At 72.5% G+C, this 26,926-nt stretch carries 24 protein-coding genes; 18 read left to right on the top strand and 6 right to left on the bottom strand.

The window, feature by feature from the left end:
• Nucleotides 1-40: 40 nt before the first annotated feature.
• The 4 genes from ACZ303_RS14920 to ACZ303_RS14905 all read left to right on the top strand — a co-directional run bounded on the left by ACZ303_RS14920 (nucleotide 41) and on the right by ACZ303_RS14905 (nucleotide 5,544).
• Nucleotides 41-1,294, top strand: coding sequence for an LmeA family phospholipid-binding protein (locus ACZ303_RS14920; protein WP_467338876.1), 1,254 nt, complete (start codon nucleotides 41-43; stop codon nucleotides 1,292-1,294).
• Between the two features lie 340 nt (nucleotides 1,295-1,634).
• Nucleotides 1,635-2,963, top strand: a complete 1,329-nt coding sequence (locus tag ACZ303_RS14915) for an MFS transporter (RefSeq protein WP_467338874.1) — start codon at nucleotides 1,635-1,637, stop codon at nucleotides 2,961-2,963.
• Nucleotides 2,964-3,027: 64 nt separating this feature from the next.
• Nucleotides 3,028-4,260 (top strand): ATP-grasp domain-containing protein, encoded by a 1,233-nt coding sequence (locus ACZ303_RS14910; RefSeq protein WP_467338872.1) that lies wholly within the window; start codon nucleotides 3,028-3,030, stop codon nucleotides 4,258-4,260.
• A 198-nt stretch (nucleotides 4,261-4,458) separates the two neighbouring features.
• Nucleotides 4,459-5,544 carry a threonine aldolase family protein gene (locus ACZ303_RS14905; RefSeq protein WP_467338870.1) on the top strand — a complete coding sequence of 362 codons (1,086 nt, stop codon included), beginning with the start codon at nucleotides 4,459-4,461 and terminating at the stop codon, nucleotides 5,542-5,544.
• A gap of 117 nt (nucleotides 5,545-5,661) precedes the next feature.
• Here the strand turns inward: ACZ303_RS14905 and ACZ303_RS14900 are convergent, their stop codons facing one another.
• The 3 genes from ACZ303_RS14900 to ACZ303_RS14890 all read right to left on the bottom strand — a co-directional run bounded on the left by ACZ303_RS14900 (nucleotide 5,662) and on the right by ACZ303_RS14890 (nucleotide 8,962).
• On the bottom strand, nucleotides 5,662-7,101 hold the full coding sequence (locus ACZ303_RS14900; RefSeq protein ID WP_467338868.1) for a sensor histidine kinase: 1,440 nt from the start codon (nucleotides 7,099-7,101) through the stop codon (nucleotides 5,662-5,664).
• Nucleotides 7,098-7,826, bottom strand: a complete 729-nt coding sequence (locus ACZ303_RS14895; RefSeq protein ID WP_467338866.1) for a response regulator transcription factor — start codon at nucleotides 7,824-7,826, stop codon at nucleotides 7,098-7,100. The genes ACZ303_RS14900 and ACZ303_RS14895 overlap by 4 nt, the downstream gene beginning before the upstream one ends.
• A gap of 65 nt (nucleotides 7,827-7,891) precedes the next feature.
• Nucleotides 7,892-8,962 carry a S1C family serine protease gene (locus ACZ303_RS14890; protein ID WP_467338864.1) on the bottom strand — a complete coding sequence of 357 codons (1,071 nt, stop codon included), beginning with the start codon at nucleotides 8,960-8,962 and terminating at the stop codon, nucleotides 7,892-7,894.
• 358 nt (nucleotides 8,963-9,320) lie between these two features.
• On the opposite strand from ACZ303_RS14890, the gene ACZ303_RS14885 reads away from it, so the two are divergent.
• The 3 genes from ACZ303_RS14885 to ACZ303_RS14875 all read left to right on the top strand — a co-directional run bounded on the left by ACZ303_RS14885 (nucleotide 9,321) and on the right by ACZ303_RS14875 (nucleotide 11,990).
• Nucleotides 9,321-9,560, top strand: a complete 240-nt coding sequence (locus ACZ303_RS14885) for a dsRBD fold-containing protein (RefSeq protein WP_467338861.1) — start codon at nucleotides 9,321-9,323, stop codon at nucleotides 9,558-9,560.
• A gap of 910 nt (nucleotides 9,561-10,470) precedes the next feature.
• Nucleotides 10,471-10,836: a hypothetical protein gene (locus tag ACZ303_RS14880; RefSeq protein ID WP_467338859.1), complete on the top strand. Its 366-nt coding sequence runs from the start codon at nucleotides 10,471-10,473 to the stop codon at nucleotides 10,834-10,836.
• 152 nt (nucleotides 10,837-10,988) lie between these two features.
• The gene (locus ACZ303_RS14875) at nucleotides 10,989-11,990 is read left to right on the top strand and encodes a hypothetical protein (protein ID WP_467338857.1); all 1,002 of its coding nucleotides are present in this window, start codon (nucleotides 10,989-10,991) and stop codon (nucleotides 11,988-11,990) included.
• A 240-nt stretch (nucleotides 11,991-12,230) separates the two neighbouring features.
• On the opposite strand, the gene ACZ303_RS14870 is transcribed toward ACZ303_RS14875, so the two are convergent.
• On the bottom strand, nucleotides 12,231-14,048 hold the full coding sequence (locus tag ACZ303_RS14870; RefSeq protein ID WP_467338855.1) for a bifunctional metallophosphatase/5'-nucleotidase: 1,818 nt from the start codon (nucleotides 14,046-14,048) through the stop codon (nucleotides 12,231-12,233).
• 317 nt (nucleotides 14,049-14,365) lie between these two features.
• Here ACZ303_RS14870 and ACZ303_RS14865 point away from each other — a divergent pair, with 317 nt between their 5' ends.
• From ACZ303_RS14865 to ACZ303_RS14830, 8 genes are all read left to right on the top strand, one after another.
• Entirely contained in the window at nucleotides 14,366-14,932 is a 567-nt protein-coding gene (locus ACZ303_RS14865; RefSeq protein ID WP_467338853.1) for a hypothetical protein, read from the top strand.
• A gap of 36 nt (nucleotides 14,933-14,968) precedes the next feature.
• Nucleotides 14,969-15,892 (top strand): mycothiol synthase, encoded by a 924-nt coding sequence (mshD, locus tag ACZ303_RS14860; protein ID WP_467338851.1) that lies wholly within the window; start codon nucleotides 14,969-14,971, stop codon nucleotides 15,890-15,892.
• Nucleotides 15,893-15,995: 103 nt separating this feature from the next.
• Nucleotides 15,996-16,433 carry a GntR family transcriptional regulator gene (locus ACZ303_RS14855; protein ID WP_467338849.1) on the top strand — a complete coding sequence of 146 codons (438 nt, stop codon included), beginning with the start codon at nucleotides 15,996-15,998 and terminating at the stop codon, nucleotides 16,431-16,433.
• On the top strand, nucleotides 16,430-17,365 hold the full coding sequence (locus ACZ303_RS14850; RefSeq protein WP_467338847.1) for an ABC transporter ATP-binding protein: 936 nt from the start codon (nucleotides 16,430-16,432) through the stop codon (nucleotides 17,363-17,365). The genes ACZ303_RS14855 and ACZ303_RS14850 overlap by 4 nt, the downstream gene beginning before the upstream one ends.
• A complete protein-coding gene (locus tag ACZ303_RS14845) occupies nucleotides 17,362-18,357 on the top strand; it encodes a hypothetical protein (RefSeq protein ID WP_467338845.1) in 996 nt (331 codons plus the stop codon). Before ACZ303_RS14850 ends, ACZ303_RS14845 begins: the two co-directional genes overlap by 4 nt.
• 215 nt (nucleotides 18,358-18,572) lie before the next feature.
• A complete protein-coding gene (locus ACZ303_RS14840) occupies nucleotides 18,573-20,894 on the top strand; it encodes an RNA degradosome polyphosphate kinase (RefSeq protein ID WP_467338843.1) in 2,322 nt (773 codons plus the stop codon).
• 37 nt (nucleotides 20,895-20,931) lie between these two features.
• Nucleotides 20,932-21,957, top strand: a complete 1,026-nt coding sequence (locus ACZ303_RS14835; RefSeq protein WP_467338841.1) for a CHAD domain-containing protein — start codon at nucleotides 20,932-20,934, stop codon at nucleotides 21,955-21,957.
• The gene (locus ACZ303_RS14830; protein WP_467338839.1) at nucleotides 21,954-22,376 is read left to right on the top strand and encodes an NUDIX hydrolase; all 423 of its coding nucleotides are present in this window, start codon (nucleotides 21,954-21,956) and stop codon (nucleotides 22,374-22,376) included. The genes ACZ303_RS14835 and ACZ303_RS14830 overlap by 4 nt, the downstream gene beginning before the upstream one ends.
• A gap of 188 nt (nucleotides 22,377-22,564) precedes the next feature.
• Here ACZ303_RS14830 and ACZ303_RS14825 read toward each other — a convergent pair whose 3' ends face one another.
• On the bottom strand, nucleotides 22,565-23,371 hold the full coding sequence (locus ACZ303_RS14825; protein ID WP_467338837.1) for a methyltransferase domain-containing protein: 807 nt from the start codon (nucleotides 23,369-23,371) through the stop codon (nucleotides 22,565-22,567).
• Nucleotides 23,372-23,516: 145 nt separating this feature from the next.
• Between ACZ303_RS14825 and mshA the strand changes: the two genes are divergently transcribed.
• The 3 genes from mshA (at nucleotide 23,517) to ACZ303_RS14810 (ending at nucleotide 26,197) form a co-directional block, all read left to right on the top strand.
• Nucleotides 23,517-24,878: a D-inositol-3-phosphate glycosyltransferase gene (gene mshA / locus ACZ303_RS14820; protein WP_467338835.1), complete on the top strand. Its 1,362-nt coding sequence runs from the start codon at nucleotides 23,517-23,519 to the stop codon at nucleotides 24,876-24,878.
• Nucleotides 24,871-25,359 (top strand): type III secretion system chaperone family protein, encoded by a 489-nt coding sequence (locus ACZ303_RS14815; RefSeq protein WP_467338833.1) that lies wholly within the window; start codon nucleotides 24,871-24,873, stop codon nucleotides 25,357-25,359. Before mshA ends, ACZ303_RS14815 begins: the two co-directional genes overlap by 8 nt.
• Before the next feature lie 76 nt (nucleotides 25,360-25,435).
• A complete protein-coding gene (locus ACZ303_RS14810) occupies nucleotides 25,436-26,197 on the top strand; it encodes a phosphoglyceromutase (RefSeq protein ID WP_467338831.1) in 762 nt (253 codons plus the stop codon).
• 192 nt (nucleotides 26,198-26,389) lie between these two features.
• Here the strand turns inward: ACZ303_RS14810 and ACZ303_RS14805 are convergent.
• Nucleotides 26,390-26,926, bottom strand: a 537-nt coding sequence (locus ACZ303_RS14805) for a hypothetical protein (RefSeq protein ID WP_467338829.1), incomplete at its 5' end; no start/stop codon positions are given.

Here is a 26,926-nt window from a genome sequence, read left to right as displayed (position 1 = left end):
GGCTTGCGTTCGAGGGCGCCCCGCGTGATGGGATGAGGTGATGCGCACCCCCACACGCATGCCGCCCCTTCCCCCGAACCCCTATGACGAACTCGCGTCCCTGGCCGACCCTGAAGCACCCGAGATACCAGGGGCAACCGAGCCGTCCGAGATACCGGAGGACGACGACAACCTCCTCGGTTTCCGCTTCAGCTATGTCACCCCCGATGACGACGGTTCGCCCCCGGCCGGCCATCGTCGTGCCAAGCGCTCCCGCCGCCGCCCCCGCCGACGCCGTCACCTGGCCGTTCCCCGGGCGGCGAAGCTGCTGATCGCGGTCACCGCGTCCGCCGCCTTCCTCGTCCTGGCCGACCGCTGCGCGGTGCTGTACGCGGAGAAGCAGGCCGAGCGGAAGCTCCAGAAGCAGCTCCACCTGGAGGCCGCCCCGCAGGTGGACATCCACGGCTTCCCCTTCCTCACCCAGGTGTTGGCCAAGCAGCTGGACCGCGTCGACGTCACCGTGCCGCACGTCGCCGCCGGACGGGTGTCGCTCGCCAAGGTGCGGGCCAGTGGGAAGGACATCCGGCTGACCGGTGACCTGCCCAAGGACATCCGCGGGGCCGTCATCGGGCAGGTGGACGGCAATGTCCTCCTGGCCTTCGCCGACCTGAACCGTGAACTCGGCGCCTCGCAGGTGAGGTTCCGGGGCGTCGGCGAGCACGAGATCGCCGCCGAGGGCCGCATCGACGTGGCCGGGCAGCAGCTGCGGCTACGGGCGCAGGCCCGGCTGCAGCGCGTCGGCGAGCGCGGTATCTCCACGGACGTCGACGGGATGAGCGTCGACGTGCCGCGCGTCGCCACGTACCGCCCCGGCAAGGACAAGGGCCTCACCCTGCACCGCGAGACGGCCGAGCGCATCGCCCGCGACGCGGCGCGGGTGAAGGCGATGCTGTCGGTGCCCGCGCTGGCCGAGCGGATGGGGGTCTCGCGGAGCGAGGTGGCGCTGGTGATGCGCGACGAGGAACGGCTGCACCGGCTCACGGGCGCGCCCAAGTTCGTGGAGCGGCTGACCCGGGTCAATCTCGTCGACGCGGTCGTCGAGCACCCCTGGCTGCTGGACAAGATCGGGGTCGACTCGCGGTTGATCACCGGCGTGATGCAGCTGCGGCCCCCGGAGCTGAACGACCGGCTGTCCCTCTCCTTCCAGCTTCCCAAGGAGGCGGCGGACCTGCGGCTCCGTGATGTCACGGTGGAGCGGGACGGGATACGGGCGAACGTGACCGGGGTGGAGCTCCCGGTGGGGAAGGCGCGGTAGGCCTGTCCGGCGGATCACGGGGGTGCTCCACCGCTGCGCGGCGGTGTCCTCAATCGCCGGACGGGCTGGTTCGGCCGGGCTCGGCCGAGTCCCCAAAGATTCACCGGAATTTAGCACTCCTCTAACAATTGAAGGATGTAAGGGGTTCTTGCCTTGCATCTATCGGATAGAGGGCTAGATCACACCCGGATCCATTGAACAGACCGTACGGTCTGTGTTTGTGTCTTCGGTATGTGATCAACCGTCGGCCCCGTGGCCGGCCGGTTGACCGCATGTGGCCGCCGCGCCGAAGGAGGGGAGCGCGGCGGCTCGACGGCGACCTGAGGAACCACGCGTCACCATGAGCAGAACGACGGAATCGGCGGGACCGACGGGACCGGGGGGTACGGCGGACGCTGCCGGGAAAGCGGCGGGGACGGCCGAGAGGATGCCGGGCCTGTGGTCGGCGCTGGCCTCACGGGCGCTCGGCAGCAGCGCCTACTACGTCATCTCGCCGTTCCTGGCGATCTGGCTGCACAGCACCCTGGGGATCCCGGTGTCGCTCGCCGCCACCGCGGTGGGCGTGCACCTGCTGAGCATGCGGGCCGGCGCCGTCTACACGCAGTTCGTGGTGGTGCGGTTCCGGCTGCGGGTGGTCCTCGTGGGCGGCTATCTCGTCGCGGGCGCCGTGCTGCTCGTACCCGTGGCCCTCTCGCTCGACGACCCGGTGTCCTGGCTCGCGGTGCTGGCCGTGAACGGTACGGCCGTGTCGTGCGCCAACGTCGGCACCAAGGCCCTGATCGCCAACGGCTGCGACGAGACGACGCGGTTGCGGGCCTTCGGGCAGCTCAACGCGGCCATCAACGGCGGCGCGGCCCTCGGGCCCGTCGTGGGCGGTTGGTTGATGTCCGCGACCGGGCGCGCCTTCCCCCTGATACCGGCCGGTGTGTTCGCGCTGGCGGCAGTGCTGGCCGCCCGTGCGCCGGGTGACGTGACGGCCACCCCACCGGCCAAGGGCGCCGCCCGCTTCGGGCTGCCCAACCGCCAGGTCCTGCTGTGGTCCTGCGTGACGGCCACCCTGTGGCTGGCCTACGCGCAGTTCGCCAATGTGCTGCCCATGTACGTGGGCACGTCCGTCTCCACCCGCGTCATCAGCATGCTCTTCCTGGTCAACGCGATCCTGATCGTGCTGTTCCAGGGGATCGTCGCCCGGCGCATGGAGAGCCTCTCGCGCAAGCGGGGCGACCAGGCGGTCATCGCGCTCGGCCTGGTCCTCCTCGCCGCCGGACTGGTGCTGTTCGTGCCCGGCCGGGGACCGGCATGGCCCGTGATCTTCGTGGGCGCCGCCGTCTTCACCTTCTCGGAACTGGTCTGGTCGCCCGCGGCCGACAGCATCATGGCCAAGAAGGCCGCCGGCAACAGCTTCGCCGCCTTCGGCTTCGCCGGCCTCGTCTGGGGCATCGCGGAGTCCACCGGCGGCGCCCTGGGCACGGCCGTCGCGGGCGGTTCCACCGCCGGCTCATGGGTGAGCTGGTCGCCGTTCCTCGTCGCGGCCGCCCTCTCCCTCCTCACGGCGCTGGGCGTCGTCCTCGCCCCGCGACTGCTGTCCCGGCGGCCGGGGAACGCGGGCGCGGGCTCCGGCCCCGCCGCCTCCGCGTCGCGGCGGGAGTCGCCGCGACACGTCTCGTAGCAGCACGGCAGCCCGTCGCCGCAGCACATCTCGTCACTTCCACACAAGAAATGAGACCGGCATCATGGCCGATCACATCGTCATCGTCGAAGCACTCACCAGCGGCACCGGCCTCCGGGTCGTCGAGGCCGCCGCACGCAAGGCGGGCCGGGTCACCTTCGTCACCCGCGACAAGGGCCGCTACACCAAGGACCCGCTCCGCGACCTGCTGGAGTCCGGCACGATCGAGGTGTACGTCCGCGAGACCCGGTCCGTCGAGGAGCTCACCGAGCTCTTCGAGCAGCTCCGCGGCCGCGGCGAGTTCACGCTCATCGCGCCCAACGAGCAGTACCTGCTGCCCGCCGCCACCGCGGCCGAGAAGCTGGGCATCCCCTTCCTGTCGACCGCTTCCGTGCGGCTGACCCAGGACAAGCACGCCTTCCGCCGCGCCTGCGCCGCCGAGGCCATCCCCGCCCCCCGGAGCACCGCCGCCCCGGACCTCGCCACCGCCCTCGCCGCGGCCGAGGCCACCGGCTACCCCGTCGTCCTCAAGCCCTCCATCGGCACCGGCAGCTACGGCGTGGTCTCCGCCGCCGACGCCGACGAACTGCGCTGGCACTTCGCCGAGGTCCTCGCCGAGTCCGACGGCCAGGGCGGCGTGCCGCTGGTCGAGGAGTTCCTGATCGGCCCGGTCGTCAGCGCCGAGGTGCTCTACACCGGCGGCACCCCGCACGTCCTGGGCATCAGCGACCGCATCATGAGCGAGCTCCCGTACTTCATGGAGCTGGCCATCCGCTTCCCCGTCGACCTCTCCGCCGACACCCACCAGCGGATCGAGCGCGTCTGCGCCGACCTCGCCCGCCTGATGGCGTACGAGAACGGGCCGGCCCACATCGAGTTCGCGCTCACCGCCGACGGGCCCAAGGTCGTGGAGTTCAACCCCCGCTTCGCCGGGCGCAACGTCTCCACCATGGTCTCCGCCGCCCTCGACTGGAACGTCTTCGACGGCGTCATCGCCTCCTACCTCGGCGAGCCCGTCCACGCGCCGAAGCCGGTCGGCGCCGCCGCCGAACAGGCCCTCTACGCCAAGCGCGGCGGCCGCTTCGAGGACGTCGCCGGCCGGAACCTCGCCGAGCGCGTACCGGGCCTGCGCGACATCCGCATCACCGCCCGGACCGGCGACGTCCTGCCCGACGCCAAGGACCAGCGCAGCGAATACGGCACGCTGTGGTGCACCGGCGCGACCGCCGACGAGGCCGGCATCCGCGCCGCCTCGGCGGCCGGCTATCTGCGGCCGGTCTTCGGCGACGACCAGTAGGCACCCCTCAGTAGACCCCGCCACGCGGCGCCGCCCCCTCCGGGCCGGCATCGCGCGGTCGGTCACACCCTCACGCACTGCCCGTACGTGATCGGTGCGTCACCACCCGTACCTCTCATGCCGTCGCACCCGACGGCCACCACCGCGTCACACCCCGACGCGACCTCGCAGCGTCACACCCGACGAAAGAGCACGCACGTGAGTACTCCTGCCCAGGTAGCCCAGGTACAGCGTCCGCTTGTCGACCTGTACAGCGACACCATCACCCTTCCCACCGCCGCCATGCGCACCTTCATGGCCGAGGCCCTGCTCGGCGACGAGCAGAAGGGCGAGGACCCCAGCGTCAACGAGCTCAACACCATGACCGCCGAGCTCCTCGGCAAGGAAGCCGCCGTCTTCCTGCCCTCCGGCACCATGTGCAACGAGATCGCGCTGGCCGTCCACTCCCGCCCCGGCGACGAGGTCCTCACCGACAGGACCGCGCACATCATCAACTACGAGGTCGGCGGGCCCGCCGCGCTCAGCGGCCTCAACGTGCGCGGCCTGGACGGCGAGCGCGGCGTCTTCACGCCCGAGCAGTTCCGGGAGGCGATCCGCCCCGCCAGCCGCTACGCGCCCGTCACCAGCGGTGTCGTCATCGAGCAGACGTCCAACGCGGGCGGCGGCACGGTCTGGCCGCTGGGTCACCTCCAGGAGATCACCGGCATCGCCCGGGAGCACGGCATGTGGACGCACATGGACGGTGCGCGGCTCCTCAACGCCTCCACGGCGAGCGGCGTCGAGCCGCGTACGTACGCCGCGCTCTTCGACTCCGTCTTCATCGACCTGAGCAAGGGGCTCGGGGCGCCGGTCGGCGGGATGCTCGCGGGTACGCGGGAGTTCATCGACCGGGCCTGGCGGCTCAAGCAGCGGTGGGGCGGGGCGATGCGGCAGGCGGGGATCATCGCGTCCGCGGGTGTTTACGCGCTGCGGAACCATGTGGGGCGGCTGGCCGAGGACCACGCCAATGCCCGGGCGCTGGCGGAGGGGCTGGCGGAGATCGAGGGGCTGTCGGTGCGGCCTGAGCATGTCGAGACGAACATCGTGTTGTTCGATGTGGGGGCGACGGGGGTTTCCGCGGCGGAGTTCGGGCGGCGGGTTCTTGCGGAGCATGGGGTTCGGGTGAGTGTTTTCGGGCCTACGACTGTTCGTGTTGTCACGCATCTTGATGTCTCTGCGGAGCAGGTGGATGTGGCCGTCAAGGCGATTGGGGAGGTGGCGGCGGGGGCGCTTGCTGGGCGCTGACGTTTTCTTTCCCCAGCCCCGCCCCTTCCCGTAACCGGGGCTCCGCCCCGGACCCCGGTCCTCAAACGCCGGACGGGCTGGGTGGGGTGCTCAGGGCTCCGCCCCGGGCCCCGGTCCTCAAGCGCCGGACGGGCTGGATTCGGCTGGGGTGGGCGGTGGTGTTGTCGCGCCCGGTAGGCGTATCGATGCCACCGTTCCGCCCTCCGCTGCCGGGCTCAGGGTCACCTCGCCGCCCGCCTGTCGGATCGTGCGGGCGACGATCGACAGGCCCAGGCCGCTGCCGGGCAGGCTCCTCGCGGAAGGGGAGCGCCAGAAGCGGTCGAATACGTGGGGGAGTTCGTCGGCGGCGATGCCCGGGCCGTGGTCGCGTACGGTCAGTTCGCCGTGGGAGAGGGTCACCTCGACCACGCCGGCCGGGGGGCTGAACTTGACCGCGTTGTCCAGGAGGTTCACCAGCGCCCGCTCCAGGGTGGCCGGTTCGGCTCGTACGTACCAGTCGGCCAGGCTCACCTCGAAGGTCAGGCCCGAGCCGCGCAGCCGGGCCCGTTCCACCGCGCGTTCCACGGTCTCGTGGAGGGCGATGACCTGCACCGGGCCGCTGCCGGGCGCGCCGTCCGGGCGGGAGAGCTCCTGGAGGTCGCCGATCAGCGCGGCCAGCTCCGTCATCTGGGCCTTGACGCTCGCCAGGAGGGCCTTGCGGTCCTCCGGCGGGATGGCACGGCCGGTGTCCTCGCTGCGTGCCAGCAGGTCGATGTTGGTGCGCAGCGACGTCAAGGGCGTCCGCAGCTCGTGGCCGGCGTCGGCGATCAGCTGTTGCTGGCGGTCGCGGGAGGAGGCGAGGGCCGCCGTCATGGAGTTGAAGGAGCGCGAGAGGCGGGCGATCTCGTCCTCGCCCTCGACGGGGATCCGTACGGCCAGGTCCTCGGTGCGGGCGATGTGCTCGACCGCGCCGGTGAGCCGGTCGACGGGGCTCAGGCCGGCGCGGGCGATCCACAGGCCGGCGGTGGCGGCGCCGAGGACGCCGACGCCGGCGGTCAGGGCCAGCACCAGGGCGAGCTTGTTGAGCGGCTTGTCGATGTCGCTGACCGGCTGGGCGATGGTGACGGCGTACACGCCGCGCACCCGGCTCGCCGAGGTGGCGACCCGCATCTCCTTGCCGTCCTTGGCCCGCGCGTCGTGCAGCACGGGGTCCTGGTCCGGTACGACGGTCAGGTCGGCGGCGCCCACCTCGACCGGTGACTTGCCCGCGGTGGTGCAGACCGTGCCGGACGTCGTGATGACCTGCACGGTGTACGGGCTGGGGTACGGGCGCTGCCCGGCGCCGCAGGTGCGCAGCAGGTCCACGACCGTGTCGTCCGCCGGGCGCACATTGGTCAGGGTGGTGTCTCGCTGCTGTTCGAGCTGTTGCTTGAGCACCACCCAGGACACGCCCGCGACGGCCGCGACGGCGACCGCCACGGCCACCGCCGTCAGCAGCGCCAGCCGTGATCGCAGCGGCAGTCGCCGGAACCGCCCGGGCGACGCCCCCGGCCCGTTCGGCCCGTTCGGTGCGCTCACTCCGCGCCGTCCGCCCGCAGGACGTAGCCCACGCCGCGCACGGTGTGCACCAGGCGCGGCTCGCCGCCCGCTTCGGTCTTGCGGCGCAGATACATGACGTAGACATCCAGGGAGTTGGAGGAGGGCTCGAATTCGAAGCCCCAGACCGATTTGAGGATCTGCTCGCGGGTGAGGACCTGCCGCGGGTGGGTGAGGAAGAGCTCCAGCAGCGTGAACTCGGTGCGGGTCAGCTCGACCGCCCGGGCGCCGCGCGTCACCTCGCGGGTGGCGAGGTCCATGCGCAGGTCGGCGAAGGCGAGGGTGTGGTCGTCGGCGGCGGGGGCCGCGGCCGCGTAGGAGCTGCGGCGCAGCAGGGCGCGGATGCGGGCCAGCAGCTCGTCCAGCTCGAAGGGCTTGACGAGATAGTCGTCGGCCCCGGCGTCGAGGCCGGTGACGCGGTCGCCGACGGTGTCGCGGGCCGTCAGCATGAGGATGGGCACGGTGACTCCGGAGGCGCGCAGCCGGCGGGCGGCGGTGAGGCCGTCCATGCGGGGCATCAGCACGTCCAGGACGATCAGTTCGGGTGCGTAGGAGGCGACCTTCTCGACCGCGTCGAGCCCGTCGACGGCCAGTTCCGTGCCGTATCCCTCGAAGGCGAGGCTGCGGCGCAGCGCCTCGCGGACGGCGGGCTCGTCGTCCACGATCAGGATGCGGGCGGGCTGGTCGCCGTGGTCGGCGGGGCTCATCGGCTTACCTCACGGGGTCGGGGTGCGGACCCCCTCAGCGTCGCATGCCGGTGGGGGCGGCGGGATCAGCCACCGGTGCCGCCGGCGCGCAGCTTGGCGAGGTCGGCCTTGACGGTGTTGATGGGGATGGCGAAGCCGAGGCCGACGCTGCCGCCGGAGTCCCCGGAGCCGGCGGACGAGCCGGAGGCGTTCGCGGAGTTGATGCCGATGATCTGGCCGCTCATGTTGATCAGGGCGCCACCGGAGTTGCCGGGGTTGAGGGAGGCGTCGGTCTGGATGGCCTTGTAGGTGGTCTTGGACGAGCCGGTGTCGCCGTTGTACTGCTCGCCGCCGAACTCGAACGGCCACTGGGGCGTGCCGCGGCCCGGGCGCTGCTGCGGGGCCTGGCCCTGTTCCTTGGAGACGGTGACGTCGCGGTCGAGGGCGGAGACGATGCCGCTGGTGACCGTGCCGGTGAGGCCCTCGGGGGAGCCGATGGCGACGACGTCCTCGCCGACCTTGACCTTGCCGGAGTCGCCCAGGGAGGCGGCCTTGAGGCCGCTCGCGCCCTGCACCTTGATGAGCGCCAGGTCCTTGTCGGGGTCGGTGCCGACGACCTTGGCGGTCTTGGCGCTGCCGTCGCTGAAGGTGACCTTGACGGAGTCGGCGCCGGCGACGACGTGGTTGTTGGTGACGACCTCGCCGTCGCGGCTGATGACCACGCCGGAGCCGGTCGACTGGCCGGAGGTGGTGGCGGCCTTGATCTCCACGATGCTGGGGCTGACGGCCTGGGCGACGGCCGCGACGCCGCTGCTCTTGGAGGAGACGTTCTGCACGGGCGCGCCGGTGCCGGTGCCGTCGGCCGTATGCGTCAGCTCGCCGACGAGGGCGGCGGAGCCGCCGCCGACGACGGCCGCGACGATCGCGCAGGCGGCGAGGAGGGCGGCGGGGCGGCGGGTGCGGGGGGCGGCGTGGGTGCCGTTGGAGGCCGGGGCGGCGAAGCCGGCGCAGTCGCCGGTGCCGGTGCCCTCGCCGGGCTGGACGGGGACTCCGGTGGCGGTGGTGGCGGGCTGCGGCGCGTACGGGGGCGGGGGCGGGTACGCGTGCGGCTGGGGGTGCGGGGCCGGGGTGCGGTCGGGGCGGTGGTTGTCCGTCATGGTGATGACTGTGCTCGTCCTACATGAGAACAGTCTGAATGAGTGCTGAGAAGGCCGACAGAAGTGGGTATGCCCGGTATAAGGGCCGGTCGGCGATCCGGATGGGTGATCTTCGGGGCGGGGCGGCTGGAGGGTGGGTGGGGTGCGGGTACGGAGTGGTTGGCCGTGGATTGATTTTTCCCCTACCCGCCCCTTCCCGTAACTGGGGGCAAGCCCCCAGGCCCCCGTTGGCCCAATCGCCGGCCGGGCTTGAAGATCAAGCCCGTCTGGGGGCACCTCCCAGCGGTAGCTGGGGGAGATCGAGGACCGGGGGCGGAGCCCCGGCCCTTCACCCGGACGCGTCGCGGAGGTACACACCATGCAGGTAGCCGGCTGGCACGTGGAAGTCGAGTTCGATGAGGACGACACGCATACGCGCGCGGCCGCCCTGCTGCGGCTGCGCGACGGTACGGAGCTGCGGGGGCGCGGGCAGACGACGCGTGACTCCCGGGATCCCGACGAGCGAAGGATCGGTGAGGAGCTCGCGGGCGGGCGGGCGCTGATGGACATCGCCCAGCAGCTGACGGCGAAGGCCGGCGCGGAGGTCAGGCAGCTCTGAGGGCGTGTTCGGTGGATCATCCGAGCGGGTGCCGCGGGCCGTGGCGTCCGCACCACCGCCGCGCGCGGCGGTGCCGTCGAACGCCGGACGGGCCGGCATCGGCTGAGCCCAGCCAGATCAAGCCCGTCCGGGGGCACCTCCCAGCGGTAGCCGGGGGAGCTTGAGGACGCGCCCGCAGGGCGCTCGCCGCCTCAGGCGGCAAAGACGGCCCGCAGCCGAAGCTCCGCCGGACACGGCCCAGCGGCGGCCGGGGCGGTCGGAGGACGGACGACAGGACGTTCGGCGGTCGAGGATGGAGGAGCCGCCGGGGCCGCTCAGGCCGATCACGCCGTTGCTGTCCGCGTCCACGAGACCGGCGATGTCGACGTGAGCGTCGGCGTGGGCCGACAAGCGACAGCCGCCCCCCTCGCACGGTGGCGCGCGCCGGGCGCGCACCACCGCACCCGCTATGTACACGACGCGGCGAAAACGCGTGATCCGGTGTGGGCGGCGATAGGTCCCTCGTAGCGGTGTGATGACCATTTCGGTGGCCGCTGTCACTCCAAAGGGGAGTGCAGGTCATCAAGACCGTCCGGTGGTTCCAGTACGGGAGCGGGTTCATCCATCCGGTACCGCGGTCCAGGTTTGAGTTGACGTCCAGCCGGTCTGTGAAGCGGGGCGATCGAGCATTGCTCGATATCGCTTTCAGGTATCGAGCCCGTGTGCGGCATCTTTTCCGGCCTGTTCATCGGACGATTTGACCGGCGTGCTCGGCGGCCCGTAGGAACGGTCCCCGCCGCCGGATCCTCTCCGCGGTGTTTCCTCCTCGTCGGCTGTCCGGCAGTCAACGCGGCACCGGCCTTCCAGTCGACAAGCCAGCCGCTTTCGCTCTCGGCCGACTTCTCAAGTCCCTCTCATCAAGGAGTAGTTGATGTTCTCTGCACGTACCCGTCTGGCCGCCGCCGCGGTGGCCGTCGCCGCGTCCGCCCTGGTCGTCGGCCAGGCGTCCGCCGCGATGGCCGACGACCACGGTCGCGGCCTGGGCCCGCTGCCGGTGGCGATCGTCTCCCCCGCCCCGGGGAAGATCACCAAGGAGCACAAGGTCACCGACACCTACCAGTACGACTCCAAGGCTTCCGGCTCCTCGGACGCGTCCTCCCCCAGCTCCCCCGGCCAGGGAGCGGCCCCCGCCGCCCCGGAACCCGGCCCGGTCACCAACCTGAAGGACACCGCCAACTCCGCGGTTCAGAGCGTCACTTCCGGTGCCGGCGCCACTGCCGACTCGGCCGCGAAGTAGCGCCATTTCCTCTCGTGCCGGTGCTCCACCGCGCCTGGTGCGAGGAAGCCCGTGGGTGGGGCCTTGCCCCGGCAAGCGCCCTGCCCACGGGCCGGACCACCGCCTCGGGGGCCGCGCCGGTGCGGCCCCCGCTTCCCTTCACAGGAGTCCGTATGACACAGGCCTACCGGGCCAGGAGTGCACAACTGCTGGCCGTCACCGCTGCCCTTGCTCTCCTGCCCGCACTGCCATCGCCGGCGCACGCGGCCGCCGGCCACACCAAGAAATTCTGGCGGCATGGAACGGCCACATTCACTGTGCCTGAGGGTGTCTCCTCGATCAACGTCGAGCTGTGGGGTTCCGGCGGCGGCGGTGCGGGTGGCGGTGGGGGCGCGGGTGGCGGCGCGGGCGGCTACGACTGGACCAAATTCGGTGGTGGGGCCGGTGGCGGCGGTGGCGGCACCGGAGGAGGCGGTGGTGGCGGCGGGGGCCACACCGTGTGCACCGTGGCGGTCACCGCGGGCAGCGCCCTGACCATCACCGTAGGGCGGGGCGGGGCCGGCGGGTCCGGAGGCGACAAGGGTGCCGGAGGCAAGGCGGCTTACCAGCGTTACGGCGAGCGCGGCGGACACGCCACGGACGGAACCGCCGGAATCGACGGCGGTGCCAGTTCCCTGACCCTGCCGGACGGCAGCACTCCCGCAGTGGCCGATGGCGGAAAGGGAGGCCAGGCCGGGAAGGGCGGACAGGGCGGCTACGGCGGGGAATGGGGCGGCGAGTTCTACCACGGCAAGAATGCCGACGGTGGCGCCGGTGGCTCTGCCGCCCCCGGTGGCGCTGGAGGCGAGGGGGCCTGCACCGGCGGGTCGGACGGCAGCAACTCCCCCGGAGAAACGGGCCATGGGAGCGTGGACGCCTATAAGGGGGAGGACGGCCATGGCCAGGGGTGGGGCGGCATCGGCGGCCTGCCGAGCCCCGGTGGCAAGGGTGGGCACCCCACGAAGAAGGCTCGTGGGAACGCTGGTGAAGGCGGGCAGGGCGGCGCCGGAGACTGGGGTGGCAATGGCGCCGACTCCAGCAAGGGAACAGATGACGGCCATTCGGGCGAGACAGGGAACGGCGCCGTCGTGACAGGTGCCGGCCACAACGGCGAAGTCATCCTGACCTGGGGCTGACACCAACCCGCCGGCCGGCTCGGCCAGTGCTGCCGGAGGATGGGCGATCCTTCCCCGACGGGCGCGCGGCGTGTGTTCACGCCTGCGCTGTGGGGCGGTTGACGCGCAGGCCGTTGCCGAGGTGGGCGCACCCCGTGCCGTGGGTGGCCGCGCACGCCGCGCCGTAGCGCGTGGGGGTGCGGTCGGTGAGGGCTCGCGGCCCGCGGTGCGTGCCGAAGCCGCCCTCACCGACCGGTGCGGCTACTTCACCACCGTGATGCGGTCCGCCTTCGGCGGAGCCAGGGGAGAGGTCGCCGAGGAGTGCTTGGCGAGGTGGGCGTTGAAGACGTCCAGGTCGGACGCGCCGATCCGGGTGTTCTTGCCCTCCTTGAACGCCGGGAAGCCGTCGCCGCCGCCCGCGAGGAACGCGTTCGCCGCGACGCGGTAGGTCTTCGCCGGGTCGATCGCGGTGCCGTTCAGCTTGACCGACGCGGGGTCGACGCGGTCCGCGCCCGACTTCTTGAGGTCGAGCGTGTAGGTCAGGCCCTTGCTGATCTGGAGGATCTTCGGGTCGGCCTGGTTGGGGCCGCTGACCTGCTGCTGGAGGACGGCGATGACCTGGGCGCCGGTGAGGTCGGCGGTGGCCATCATGTTGGTGAAGGGCTGGACCGTGAAGGACTCGCCGTACGTCACCACGCCGTCGCCCTCGCTGCCCGACGCCTTGTAGGCGAGGTCGGAGCGGATGCCGCCGGGGTTCATGAAGGCGATCTGCGCGCCGCCCTTGTCGGCGGGGGCGAGGGCCTCCAGCTGTGCGTCGGCGATGACGTCACCGAGCGGCTTCTCGTACGCCTCGGAGCCGCGGCCGTTGATGTCGGCGGAGATGTAGCCGACCGGCTTGTTGGCCACCGGCGCGGCCAGCTTCTTCCAGCGGTCGATGAGGGCGGTCATGTCGGCCGCCTTCGGCTGGACGCGGTCCACGACGTGGTTGCCGGCGCGCGGGCTCTTCACGGCCGTGCGCACGATGTCCTTGGTGCGGCGGTCGTAGGTGAGGGTCGTGTCGGTGTAGAGCCGGCCGAAGGAGGCCGCCGAGGTCACGGTGCGCGGTGCGCCCGAGGGGTCGGGAATGGTGCAGGCGTAGGCCTGGTGCGTGTGGCCGGTGACGAAGGCGTCGACCTTCGGCGTGACCTTCTTCGCGATGTCCACGATCGGGCCGGAGATGCCGGCACCGGCGCCCGGGGTGTCGCAGTTGTAGTTGTACGAGCCGGACGCGGGCATGCCGCCCTCGTGGATGAGGGTGACGATGGACTTCACGCCCTGGCGGTCGAGCTCCTTGGCGTACTTGTCGATCGTCTCGACCTCGTCGGCGAACTTCAGGCCCTTGACGCCCTCGGCCGTGACGACGTCCGGGGTGCCCTCCAGGGTGAGACCGATGATGCCGATCTTCACGCCCTTGTGCTTCCAGATCGTGTACGGCTTGAAGAGCGGCTTGCCGGTCTTCTCGTCCGTCACGTTCGCGGCCAGGTAGGGGAAGTCCGCACCGCGGAACTTCTTGCCCTTCTCGAAGCAGCCCTCCTTGGGGTGGCAGCCGCCCTTCTGCATGCGCAGCAGTTCGTCGCGGCCCTCGTCGAACTCGTGGTTGCCCACCGAGGTGGCGTCGAGACCGAGCTTGTTGAGCGCCTCGATGGTCGGCTCGTCGTGGAAGAGGCCGGTCATCAGCGGGCTGGCGCCGATCATGTCGCCGGCCGCGGCGGTGATCGAGTACTCGTGCCCCTTGCGGGCGGTGCGCAGCGAGTTGGCGAGGTACTCGACGCCACCGGCCGGTATCGCCTTGGTGGTGCCGTCCGGCTGCGTCTCGTTGACGGTGCCGGAGGAGCCCTGCGGGGGCTCCAGGTTGCCGTGGAGGTCGTTGAAGGAGAGCAGCTGGACGTCGACGGTCCGCTTCTGGTGCCACAGCCCGCCCCAGGAGCTGTCGGCGCTCGCCGGGGAGGCGGTGACGAGGACGCCGGCGGTGGCGGCGAGGGCGACAGTGGTCGTGGTGAGCCGTCTGGCGAGGCGCTTCCGGGGCGGCGGCGCGTGCATTTGTTCCCCTTTGTGCAATTGGCAGGTACAGCGGGTATTGCGGTCGGCCGCAGCTTATGTCAACGCGCGTAGCACGGCAGGAGGGTTGACGTGATGAACCGGTGGAGCTCGCCTGGTGCCGGGGTGGCGGCACGCCCCCGACGGGTCCGTCCGCCATGGGCAACGAATCGGTCACGCCGCTTGACCGGACGGAATCCCGTGTGGCCTAGTAAGGGCGAACTTGCTAAGGCAAGGCTTTCCTAAGCTGCCGCCGGTCGCGGTTCGGCCTGTGGGGGGCCGGCCTGTCCGTCCGCTCTCCCCGTTCAAGGAACCACCACGTGACCGCCCATTCCGCCCCTGCCCCCACGCCCGTCCTCGGCGGGGCGGTCCTCGTCGGCGCCGCCGTGGCGGGCGTGTGCGCGGTGTGGGCGGCGGCCGTCTGGACCGCCGTCCACCTGACGGCCGACCCGCTCCTCCACGACGTGGCGCTCTTCGTCCACCTGGTCTCCCTGGTCGTGGGCTTCGGCGCGGTGCTGACCGTCGACTGGCTCGGGCTGCTGTGGCTGCTGGGGCGGCGCCCCCTGCCGGAGGTCCTGCGCACGGCGGACGCCGTCCACCTGCCGATCTGGCTCGGCCTGGCCGGACTTGTCACCAGCGGCGTGCTGCTCCACCCGGCCGCCGGTAGCCCGCTCACCCAGGTCAAGCTCGGCCTCGTCCTCCTCGTGGCCCTCAACGGCGTGCACGCGTGGACCCTGCGGCCGCGTCTGGCGTCCCTGTCCGGCGCGTACGCCTCCGGCGGCACGGCGAGCCGCTTCTTCGTCGCCCGCTGCGCCTCCACCGTCCTGGTCTCGCAGCTCGGTTGGTGGGGCGCCACCGTCATCGGATTCCTCAACGGCCGACGCTGACCGGGTCCCGCCACCCCTGGGTCGTAGGCTCACACCATGACTGACGTGGTGAATGACGTAGGCGGACAGCGGTCGATCGAGGTACTGGACGAGCTGGCGCCCGAGCGGGCGCGGGACGTGCTGCGGCTGGTGACCGAGGCCGCGGTCGTGGACGGCCAGCCGGCCGTCTCCGAGCAGGGCCGCCTCCAGCTCAAGGGGCGGCGCCCGGGCGTACGTCATGTGCTGGTGCGCAATACCGAGGGCGAGCTCGTCGGATACGGGCAGCTGGAGGACAGCGACCCGGTGGAGGCCCCGGCGGGCGAGCTCGTCGTCCACCCGGGCCACCGCGGCCGCGGGCACGGACGCGCCCTGGGCAACGCCCTGCTGGCCGAGTCGGGCAAGCGGCTGCGGGTCTGGGCGCACGGCGGCCACCCCGCCGCCCGGCACCTCGCGCAGGTGCTGGGGATGAGCCTCTTCCGCGAGCTGCGCCAGATGCGGCGTCCGCTGGCCGGCCTGGACCTCGCCGACCCCGTCTTCCCCGAGGGCGTGTCCGTACGGACCTTCCGGCCCGGCGAGGACGACGCCGCCTGGCTGGCGGTGAACGCGGCGGCCTTCTCGCACCACCCGGAGCAGGGCTCGCTGACCCAGCGCGACCTCGACGACCGCAAGGCCGCGAGCTGGTTCGACCCCGAGGGCTTCTTCCTGGCCGAGAGGGGTGGTGAGATCGTCGGCTTCCACTGGACGAAGGTGCACGCCGACGAGGACCTGGGCGAGGTGTACGTGGTGGGGGTGCGGCCCGGCGCGCAGGGCGGCGGGCTCGGCAAGGCGCTGACCACCGTCGGGCTGCGGCACCTGGCGGCCCGGGGCCTGCCGACCGCGATGCTCTACGTCGACGCCGACAACCCCGCGGCGGTCGCCGTCTACGAGGGCCTCGGTTTCCTGGTGCACGAGACCGACCTGATGTACCGCACGGAGAGCTGACCGGCCGGGCCCGTCGTTTCCGTCGGGCCCTGACCTCCGTTTGACAGGCGCCGTTCCCGTCCATCACCCTTTCACTAGTCAAGTAGTGAAAGGGTGATGCGCCGTGGTCGAGTTCCGCATCGACCGGCGCAGCGGTGTCGCCACCTATCTCCAGATCGTCCAGCAGGTCGAACAAGCCCTCCGGCTGGGCCTGCTCACCCCCGGCGACAAGCTGCCCACGGCCAAAGAGGTCGTCGCGGCCACGGCCATCAACCCCAACACCGTCCTGAAGGCCTACCGCGAGCTCGACCGCGAGGGCCTCGTCGAGGCACGCCCGGGGCTCGGCACCTTCGTACGGCGCTCGCTGGCCCGTCCGCAGGCCGCCGCCGACTCGCCCCTGCGCGCCGAACTCGCCGACTGGACGGCACGCGCCCGCGCGGCCGGGCTCGACCGGGAGGACGTGGCCGCGCTGTTCGCCTCCGTCCTGGAGGAGAGCTTCGGCGAGGACGACGGTCCCGCGCGGGCCGGCTCGTACGACGTGGACAAGGGGACGACCGGATGACCGACCTGACCTTCCATCCCGAGCGCACCGCCGTGGAAGCGGTGGGCCTGGGCGCGCGGTACCGGCGCCGCTGGGCGCTGCGCGACTGCTCCTTCCGGCTGCCCGCGGGCCGGGTCTGCGCGCTCGTCGGCCCCAACGGCGCCGGCAAGTCGACGCTGCTGTCCCTGGTGGCCGGCCTGCGGCGGCCCGCCGAGGGCTCGCTCACCGTCTTCGGCGGCCGCCCCGGCGCCCCGGCCGTCCGCCCGGCCGTCGCCCTCCTCTCCCAGGACAAGCCGCTCTACCCCCGCTTCACGATCGCCGACACCCTGCGCATGGGCCGCGAACTCAACCCCGGCCGCTGGCACCAGGCCACCGCCGATCGGCTCGTGGGCGACGCCGGCCTCTCCCCGCACGCCCGCGTCGGCGACCTCTCGGGCGGCCAGCGCACCCGCGTCGCCCTCGCCCTCGCCATGGGCAAGCGGCCCGCACTGCTGCTCCTCGACGAGCCGATGGCCGACCTCGACCCGCTCGTACGCCACGAGATGATGGCCGCCCTCATGGGCGAGGCCGCCGAGCACGCCACCACCGTCGTCATGGCCTCGCACGTCCTCGCCGAGCTCGACGGGGTCTGCGACTACCTGCTGCTGATGGCCGACGGGCGGGTGCGCCTCGCGGGCGAGGTCGAGGACCTCCTCGCCGCGCACACCGTCCTCGTGGGCAGGCACGAAGGCACCGGCACGCCCCGGGAGTTCGCCGCCCACACGGTCGTCGAGTCGCGGGTCACGGGCCGTCAGCTCACCGCGCTCGTACGCCCCGAGGGGCCCGTCGGCGGGCAGTGGCGGGCCTCCGAGCCGTCCCTGGAGGAACTGCTCCTCGCCCACCTCCGCGCCCCCGGCGCCCCACCGCTCCTCGCGCCCAGCGCCGAGCCCCGGTCCCGGAAGGCGGCGGCATGACCACGACGACCTCCGCCGCAGGGCGCCGCACGCCCGTACGCGGGCTCGCCTGGACCGTCTGGCGGCAGCACCGCGTCACGTCCTGGATCGTGCTCGCCGCGTTCCTCGCGCTCTGCGCCGAGCTGGTCTGGCTGCGCGACGCGATGGACGGCTACCTCGACGCCCACGCACTGCGCTCCGCCTGCGCCGACCCGGAACCCTGCATGGCGAAGTGGTCGGCCGTGGAGCGGTTCCGGTCCGGCTACGGCGACGCCCTGCACTACAACGGCCTCCTGATCTCGTATCTGCCCCTGCTGACCGGTGCGTTCGTGGCGGGCCCGATGGTGGCGCGCGAGCTGGAGAACGGTACGTACCGGGTGGCCTGGACGCAGTCCGTCTCCCCCCTGCACTGGCTCCTGGCCAAGCTCGCGCTGCCCGCCGTGGCCGTGCTCGCCGGGGTCTCCGCGCTGTCGGCGCTGTACACCTGGGCCTGGCGGACCGTGAGCGAGGTCGACTCCGGCAACCTGCTGCCCGGACAGCACTGGTACGAGTCCTTCGACGCGCTCGGCCCCGCGCCCGTCGCGGGCTCCCTGCTCGCCGTCGTCCTCGGTGCCCTCGTCGGCCTGCTGGTCAAACGCACGCTGCCCGCCATGGCAGGCACCGCCCTGGCCTGGCTCGTCCTGACCTGGCCGCTGGGGGCGGTACGCCCGTACCTGGTCAGCCCCGTGACGAAGCTCAGCCCCGAGATGGCCGGGCTCGCCGGCGACACCACCTGGCCGGTCGAGCGCGGCATCCTCACCGCCTCCGGCGGGCGCGTCCCCGAGCCCGACTGCGGCATCGGCGTACGGCCCGAACAGTGCCTCGCCGACCACGGCGGCACCGGCTGGTACCTCGACTACCACCCCGCCTCCCACCTGTGGCCCACGCAGTGGATCCAGGCGGGCATCCTGCTGGCCCTCGCCGCCGCGATCGGCGCCGGCACGGTGTGGTGGCTGCGGCGTACCCACCCCTGAGCGCCCCCGGGCCCCCGGTGACGCCACCGAGAGGGGTTCCGCTTCCCTGCGCGCCATGTGGGCGTTACCTGTGATTCAAACGCGGTTGCGACTCTGACCGAATGCAGCCCGCTGTGCCCCACGCCCCCGGCCGGAGGCTCCGCACCGCCCCGGAGCCCCCGCCCGTGCACGTCTCCGACGCGCCCGTGACGCCCCTCGCGCGGAACAATGAAGACATGACCCAGTCCTCCGGCGCCCCGGCACACGACCCTTCCCCCCGGCCGCGGGGAGACGGCTTCGGCAACCCGCAGCCCTCGGTCGGATCCATCGCCGCGCACCGCCCGTACGCGGTCGTCTCCCCGGCCGCACCGGCCCTGGAGCCCGACCTCGACGCCTCGGACCTGGGCACCTACGGCGACGCCGCCTACGCGGACGAGGCGGAGGGCTCCCTCGGGCCCTACGACCCCGACGGCTCCCGCGACGACGAGCCGCTGCCGCACGGCCGCTTCCTGGACCGCGAGCGCAGCTGGCTGGCCTTCAACGAGCGGGTGCTGGAGCTGGCCGAGGACCCGGCCACCCCGCTCCTCGAACGAGCGAACTTCCTGGCGATCTTCGCGAGCAACCTGGACGAGTTCTTCATGGTCCGCGTCGCCGGCCTCAAGCGGCGCATAGCCACCGGGGTGGCCACCCGCTCCGCCTCCGGCCTCCAGCCCCGCGAGGTCCTGGAGCTGATCTGGAACCGCTCCCGCGAGCTCATGGCCCGGCACGCCGCCTGCTACCAGCAGGACGTCGCCCCCGAGCTCGCCGAGCGCGGCATCCACCTGATCCGCTGGGCCGACCTGACCGAGAAGGAACAGGAGCGGCTCTTCACGCTCTTCCGGCAGCAGATCTTCCCCGTGCTGACCCCGCTGGCCGTCGACCCCGCGCACCCCTTCCCGTACATCTCCGGGCTCTCCCTCAACCTCGCCGTGGTCGTCCGCAACCCCGTCAGCGGCCACGACCACTTCGCGCGCGTGAAGGTCCCGCCGCTGCTCTCCCGCTTCCTGGAGGCGTCACCGCAGCGGTACGTCCCCCTGGAGGACGTCATCGCCGCGCACCTGGAGGAGCTCTTCCCCGGCATGGTGGTGCTCGCCCACCACATGTTCCGGGTCACCCGCAACGAGGACCTGGAGGTCGAGGAGGACGACGCGGAGAACCTCCTCCAGGCCCTGGAGAAGGAGCTCATGCGGCGCCGCTTCGGCCCGCCCGTACGGCTGGAGGTCGAGGAGACCATCGACCCGTACGTCCTGGACCTGCTCGTCCGCGAGCTGAAGATCACCGACGCCGAGGTCTATCCGCTGCCCGGCCCGCTCGACCTCACCGCGCTCTTCCGCATCGCCGCCCTGGACCACCCCGAGCTGAAGTACCCCAAGTTCGTCGCCGGCACCCACCGGGACCTCGCCGAGGTCGAGTCCGCGTCCGCGCCCGACGTCTTCGCGGCCCTGCGCGAGCGGGACGTGCTGCTCCACCACCCCTACGACTCCTTCTCCACCTCCGTCCAGGCGTTCATGGAACAGGCCGCCGCCGACCCGGACGTGCTGGCGATCAAGCAGACGCTGTACCGCACCTCCGGCGACTCGCCCATCGTGGACGCGCTGATAGACGCCGCCGAGTCCGGGAAACAGGTGCTCGTCCTCGTCGAGATCAAGGCGCGCTTCGACGAGCAGGCCAACATCAAATGGGCGCGGAAGCTGGAGGAGGCCGGCTGCCACGTCGTCTACGGGCTGGTCGGGCTGAAGACGCACTGCAAGCTGTCCCTGGTGGTGCGGCAGGAGGGCGAGACGCTGCGCCGCTACTCCCATGTGGGAACGGGCAATTACCACCCCAAGACCGCCCGGCTGTACGAGGACCTCGGCCTGCTCACCGCCGACCCGCAGGTCGGCGCCGACCTCTCCGACCTCTTCAACCGGCTGTCCGGCTACTCGCGCCGCGAGACCTACAGACGGCTGCTGGTCGCCCCCAGATCCCTGCGCGACGGGCTGATCGCCCGCATCGCCAAGGAGGTCGCGCACCACCGCGCCGGACGGCCCGCCTCCATCCGCGTCAAGGTCAACTCCATGGTGGACGAGGCGGTCATCGACGCCCTCTACCGGGCGGCGCGGGCCGGCGTGCCGGTGGACGTGTGGGTCCGCGGCATCTGCGCGCTGCGGCCCGGTGTGAAGGGGCTGTCGGAGAACATCCGGGTGCGCAGCGTCCTGGGCCGGTTCCTGGAACACTCGCGCGTCTTCGCGTTCGGCAACGGCGGCGACCCGGAAGTCTGGCTCGGCAGCGCCGACATGATGCACCGCAACCTCGACCGGCGCATCGAGGCACTGGTCCGGGTCACCGACCCCGGCCACCGGGCCTCGCTCTGCCGGCTGCTGGACACGGGGACGTCCGACTCCACGGCCTCCTGGCACCTCGGCCCGGACGGCGACTGGACCCGACATGCGACGGACGCCGACGGGCACCCGCTGCGGAACGTACAGGAGATGCTCATTGACGCCCGGAGGCGCCGGCGTGGCTCAGCGACCCCATGACCCGCCGCTTACGGCCGCCGCGGCGGGGAGACGGGACATGACGACAACGACAACGACACCACACGCGGCGACGGACGGGACGACCGCCGGGGAGGTGCTGTCCGCCTATCTGCACGCGCAGGCGGCGGACTTCCTGCGCAGCCTGCGGCTGCACGGCGACAGCGGCGCCGACGCCGAGGACGCGACCGAGGCCGCCCGGCTGCTGCGCCGCTCGGCCCGCCGGATCTCCGGGACGCTGCACGTCTACCGGCTGCTCACGGAGGCGAACCGGACGGACCTGATCCGTACGGAGATGGCGTGGCTGTCCGACACGCTCGGCCGCGAACACGCCTACACCGCGCGGCTGGCCCGGCTGCGGGGCGCGCTGCACCGGCTCTCGGGGACGGAACCGTCCGCGGAGCGCGGCGGGCTGACCGTCGGAGCCGCCCGCGCCGGGGCGCTGCTGGAGCGGCAGCTGACGCTGGCCCGTACGCGCGCCCACTCCGCGGCGCTCCAGGTGCTGGGCTCCTCGCGCTTCCACGCCGTGGCCGACGCCGCGGCGGTCCTCGCGTCCGAGGTGCCGCTGGACCCCGCCGCGCACGACCTGCTCGCCCACGAGGCCCTGCCACGCCTGGCCGAGCAGTCCCACCGCCGGCTGATGGAGGCGGCGGAGGCGCTGCCGCTGACGGTCGCCGGGCACCCCTACAACGCCGAGGCCCTCACCCACGGCCTCGCCGCGACCACCTCCTCCGACGCGCCGCCCCCCGAGGGGCGGCAGGACGCGCCCTGGCACCAGGTGCGACGCCTGGTGCGACTGCGGCGGTACGCGCAGGAGGTGCTGGACGAGCAGGGGGCCGAGACGCCCCTGGCCATCCGCCTCCTGAGCGCGAACCAGGCCCTGGACCGCCACCGCGACGCCGCCGAGGCGGCGGCCGCCGCGGCCGCCGCCGCCCGCACCCCGCGCATCGCGCCCGCCACGGCGTACGCCCTCGGCGTGCTCCACGCCGACCAGCGCCACGAGGTGGAGGCGGCACGGTTCGCCTTCGGCCGGATCTGGCAGCGGATGGCGGTGGCGGCGCCGTGAACGACGTGGTGAACGATGTCGTGCTGGCGGCGGGGTGTGTGCTGTGGCGGCTCTCGCCGTACGACGGGCGGCTGGAGATAGCACTGGTCCACCGACCCAAATATGACGACTGGTCACATCCCAAGGGCAAGCTCAAGCGCGGTGAGGGCGCCCTGGAGTGCGCGGTGCGCGAGGTCCGCGAGGAGACGGGCATGGAGTGCGAGCCCGGCGCCCCGCTGCCGACCGCGCGGTACGTCGCGGCGGGCCGCCCGAAGGAGGTCCGCTACTGGGCGGCCCGTGCCACGTCCGGCGCGTTCGCGCCGACCCGAGAGGTGGACCGCGTCCTGTGGCTGCCCCCGACGGCGGCCCGCCGCCGTGTGACGGAGGAGCGGGACCGCGTGCTGGTGGATGAGTTCCTGGAGGTTCCGGGGGTGGGGTGAGGGTCGGCTGGGCGCGCGGCGGTGTTCTCAATCGCCGGACGGGCTGGGATTGGCTGAGCCCGTCCGCATTCGAGCCCGTCCGCATTCGAGCCCGTCCGGCGTTTGAGGACGCGCCCGCAGGGCGCCCGCCGCCGCAGGCGGCAAGGACGGCCCGCGGCCGAAGACCTGCCGGGACACTGGCCCGGCCGCTAGCCGCAAGGCGCAAGCGCCTCCCAGCGCAGGGTGACCTCGCCCTGGCGCCAGCGCCGCGGGCCGTCCGTCACCGGCCAGTCCGACCGCAGGGACGACACCGCGCGGATCCACCGCTGCCGGGCGCTCAGCGGCGCGTACGGCGCGGCCAGGGCCCACGCGCGGTCGAAGTCGCGGAGGAACGCGTGCACCGGTTCGCCCGGGACATTGCGGTGGATGAGCGCCTTGGGCAGGCGTTCCGCCAGGTCGGAGGGGGTGGCCAGGGAGCCGAGACGGGTGGCGAAGGTGACCGTGCGCGGGCCTTCCGGGCCCAGCGCCACCCACACGTGCCGGCGCCCGATCTCGTCGCACGTGCCCTCCACGAGCAGCCCGTCCGGAGCGAGCCGCGCGCACAGCCGGGCCCACACCGCCGCGACCTCGGCCTCGTCGTACTGCCGCAGGACGTTCGCCGCGCGGATCAGCGCCGGCCGACGGCCGCCGCCCAGCGGCACCTCGAAACCGCCGTGCCGGAAGGACAGCCCCTCCCGCTCGTACGGCTTCGCCGCCGCGACCCGCGCCGGCTCGATCTCCACGCCGACGACCTCCGCGTCCGCGCACACCGTCCGCAGCCGCCCCAGCAGCTCGACCGCCGTCCACGGCGCGGCGCCGTAGCCGAGGTCGACCGCGACCGGGTCCGCGCTCGACCGCAGCGCGGCGCCGTGCGTGTCGGCGATCCAGCGGTCCATGCGGCGCAGCCGGTTGGGGTTGGTCGTCCCGCGCGTCACCGAACCGACGGGACGGCCGGGCGGGGCAGTGCGGGGGGCCATGGAAGAAACCCTATGGCAGGCGGATTCCGGTGCCGCACGTCACGCTTTGGTAAAGCGGCGAGGGGAGGGGAAGGGGACCCGGCTCCACGGCGTTGCCACAGGTGACAGGTGGTGCACGCCCGAAGGCGGATGGAGGACACGCACGGTGAGCCAGTACGCATCCAGGCTCGGCGCCCGCCGCGGCCGCGCGCTCGGCACGCTCGCCGGCACTCCGCTCCGGCGCCTGGGAGCCGCCCGCAGGCCCCGCCGCATCGCGATGCTGAGCGTCCACACCTCCCCGCTGCACCAGCCCGGCACGGGCGACGCGGGCGGCATGAACGTCTACATCGTCGAGCTGGCCAAGCGCCTCGCCGCGATCAACATCGAGGTCGAGATCTTCACGCGCGCCACCACCGGCACGCTCCCGCCCGCCGTGGAGCTGGCCCCCGGCGTGCTCGTACGGCACATCGACGCCGGCCCGTACGAGGGCCTGGCCAAGGAGGAACTGCCCGCACAGCTCTGCGCCTTCACCCACGGCGTGATGCGGGCGTGGGCCGGCCACCGGCCCGGCCACTACGACCTCGTCCACTCCCACTACTGGCTCTCCGGCCACGTCGGCTGGCTCGCCGCCGAGCGCTGGGGCGTCCCCCTCGTGCACGCCATGCACACCATGGCCAAGGTCAAGAACGCCGCCCTCGCCGAGGGCGACACCCCCGAGCCCGCCGCCCGGGTGATCGGCGAGACCCAGATCGTCCGGGCCGCCGACCGCCTCATCGCCAACACCGACGGCGAGGCCGAGGAGCTCATCCACCACTACGAGGCCGACCCCGCCAAGGTCGCCGTCGTCCACCCCGGCGTGAACCTCGACCGCTTCACCCCCGCCGACGGCCGGGCGGCCGCCCGCGAACGGCTCGGCCTGCCCGCCGACGCCCTGATCCCGCTCTTCGCCGGCCGCATCCAGCCGCTCAAGGCCCCCGACGTCCTGCTGCGCGCCGTCGCCGACCTCCTCGACCAGCGGCCGGAGCTGCGCCCGCGCGTCGTCGTCCCCGTCGTCGGCGGCCCCAGCGGCAGCGGCCTCGCCAAGCCCGAGGGGCTGCAGAAGCTCGCCGCCTACCTGGGCATATCCGACGTCGTCCGCTTCCGCCCGCCGGTCGGCCAGGAGCAGCTCGCGGACTGGTACCGCGCCGCGTCCGTGCTGGTCATGCCGTCCTACAGCGAGTCCTTCGGCCTGGTCGCCGCCGAGGCCCAGGCGTGCGGCACGCCCGTCGTCGCGGCGGCCGTGGGCGGCCTGCCAGTGGCCGTGCGCGACGGTGTCAGCGGCTTCCTCGTCGACGGCCACGACCCCGCCGACTACGCGCGGGCGCTGGGCCGCTTCGCCGACGAACCGGCCCTGGTGGACCGGATGGGCGACGCCGCGGCCCGGCACGCGCGGTCCTTCGGCTGGGACACGGCCGCGTCCGCCACGGCCGATGTGTACACCGCGGCGATCACCGAGCGGCGGCGTCGCCTACGCTCGACCCATGTCTGACGCGAAATCCGTCATCGAGCAGACGTTCCACGAGGCCGGACTCGAATGGGAGAGCCCGGCCGACGGCACGTACGTCGTGAAGCTCCCCGGCACCCGCAAGCTGTCCACGACCGTCTCGCTGATCGTCGGCAAGCACTCGCTGTCGGTCAACGCCTTCGTCGTCCGCTGCCCCGACGAGAACCACCCCGCCGTCCACCGCTGGCTGCTGGAACGCAACACCCGCCTGTACGGGGTGTCGTACGCGATCGACCGGCTCGGCGACATCTACCTCGTCGGCAGGCTGCCGCTGGCCGCGGTGACCCCGGACGAGATCGACCGGATCCTCGGCACCGTGCTGGAGCACGCGGACGGCAGCTTCAACACCCTGCTGGAGATGGGCTTCGCGACCGCGATCCGCAAGGAGTACGCGTGGCGCACGTCGCGGGGGGAGTCCACGCGCAACCTCGACGCGTTCACGAACCTGACGCGCGACGAGAGCTGACGCGGCCGCCGGCCGCCGACCGCTGGCACGGACAGCGCGCACAGCGCCACCCCCACCGTCGATTACGCTCATGGGCATGGCCGACGCACCGTACAAGCTGATCCTCCTCCGCCACGGCGAGAGCGAGTGGAACGCGAAGAACCTGTTCACCGGCTGGGTGGACGTCAACCTCAACGACAAGGGCGAGAAGGAAGCGATCCGGGGCGGTGAGCTCCTCAAGGACGCCGGCCTGCTCCCCGACGTGGTCCACACCTCCCTCCAGAAGCGCGCCATCCGCACCGCGCAGCTGGCCCTGGAGGCCGCCGACCGCCACTGGATCCCCGTTCACCGCTCCTGGCGGCTGAACGAGCGCCACTACGGCGCTCTCCAGGGCAAGGACAAGGCCCAGACCCTCGCCGAGTTCGGCGAGGACCAGTTCATGCTCTGGCGCCGCTCCTACGACACCCCGCCGCCGGCGCTCGAGGACGGTACCGAGTTCTCGCAGAGCGACGACCCGCGCTACGCCTCGATCCCCTCGGAGCTGCGCCCGCGCACCGAGTGCCTCAAGGACGTCGTCGTCCGCATGCTGCCGTACTGGTACGACGGCATCGTCCCGGACCTGCTCGCCGGCCGTACGGTCCTGGTCGCCGCGCACGGCAACAGCCTGCGCGCGCTGGTCAAGCACCTCGACGGCGTCTCCGACGCCGACATCGCGGGCCTGAACATCCCCACCGGCATCCCGCTCGCCTACGAGCTCGACGCCGACTTCCGCCCGGTCAAGGCCGGCGGCACGTACCTCGACCCGGAGGCCGCCAAGGCCGCCATCGAGGCCGTGAAGAACCAGGGCAAGAAGAAGTAACCGGACCGCACCGGGCCGAAGCCCCCTGCCTGCGGGAAGACCGCGGGCAGGGGGCTTTCGCATGCCCGGATTCCGGATACCGAGGGTGACCGGAAAACGGATTGGTCACCGAATGGAGCAAGACGGATACGCTGCGGATGCGGTCGGCGCGTCGCCGGGTGAGCCTCGGATCAAGGAGGTAACACCATGCACTCAATCCGCTCCGCCATATGCGGTGCCGCGACCGTCGTCGCCGTCTGCGCGGCTCCGGTCGCCCCTGCCTACGCCTTCGGCAGCCTGCCCGTTGTCGAGGCCGTCCCGGAGACCAACGGCCCGGACCACGACCACGACCGCGGTGACCATGACGGCCGCCATGACCACGACGGTCGCCACGACCACGACGGTCGCCACGACCGTGACGACGACGACTGCGACGATGACGACCACGGCCGTCACGACCACGGGCGTCACGACCACGATGGCCGTCACGACCACGATGGCCGTCACGACCACGATGGCCGTCACGACCACGACGGTCGCCACGACGACCACGAGGGTCGGCACGACCACGACGGCCGTGACGACCACGACGGTCGGCACGACCACGATGGCCGCCACGACCACGACGGGCGTCACGACGACCACGACGGCCGCCACGACCACGAGGGTCGGCACGACCACGACGGCCGTGACGACCACGACGGTCGGCACGACCACGATGGCCGCCACGACCACGACGGGCGTCACGAC

Source organism: Streptomyces sp. NPDC023527 (assembly GCF_055560115.1).
This window is presented reverse-complemented; position numbering and strand designations above follow the sequence as displayed.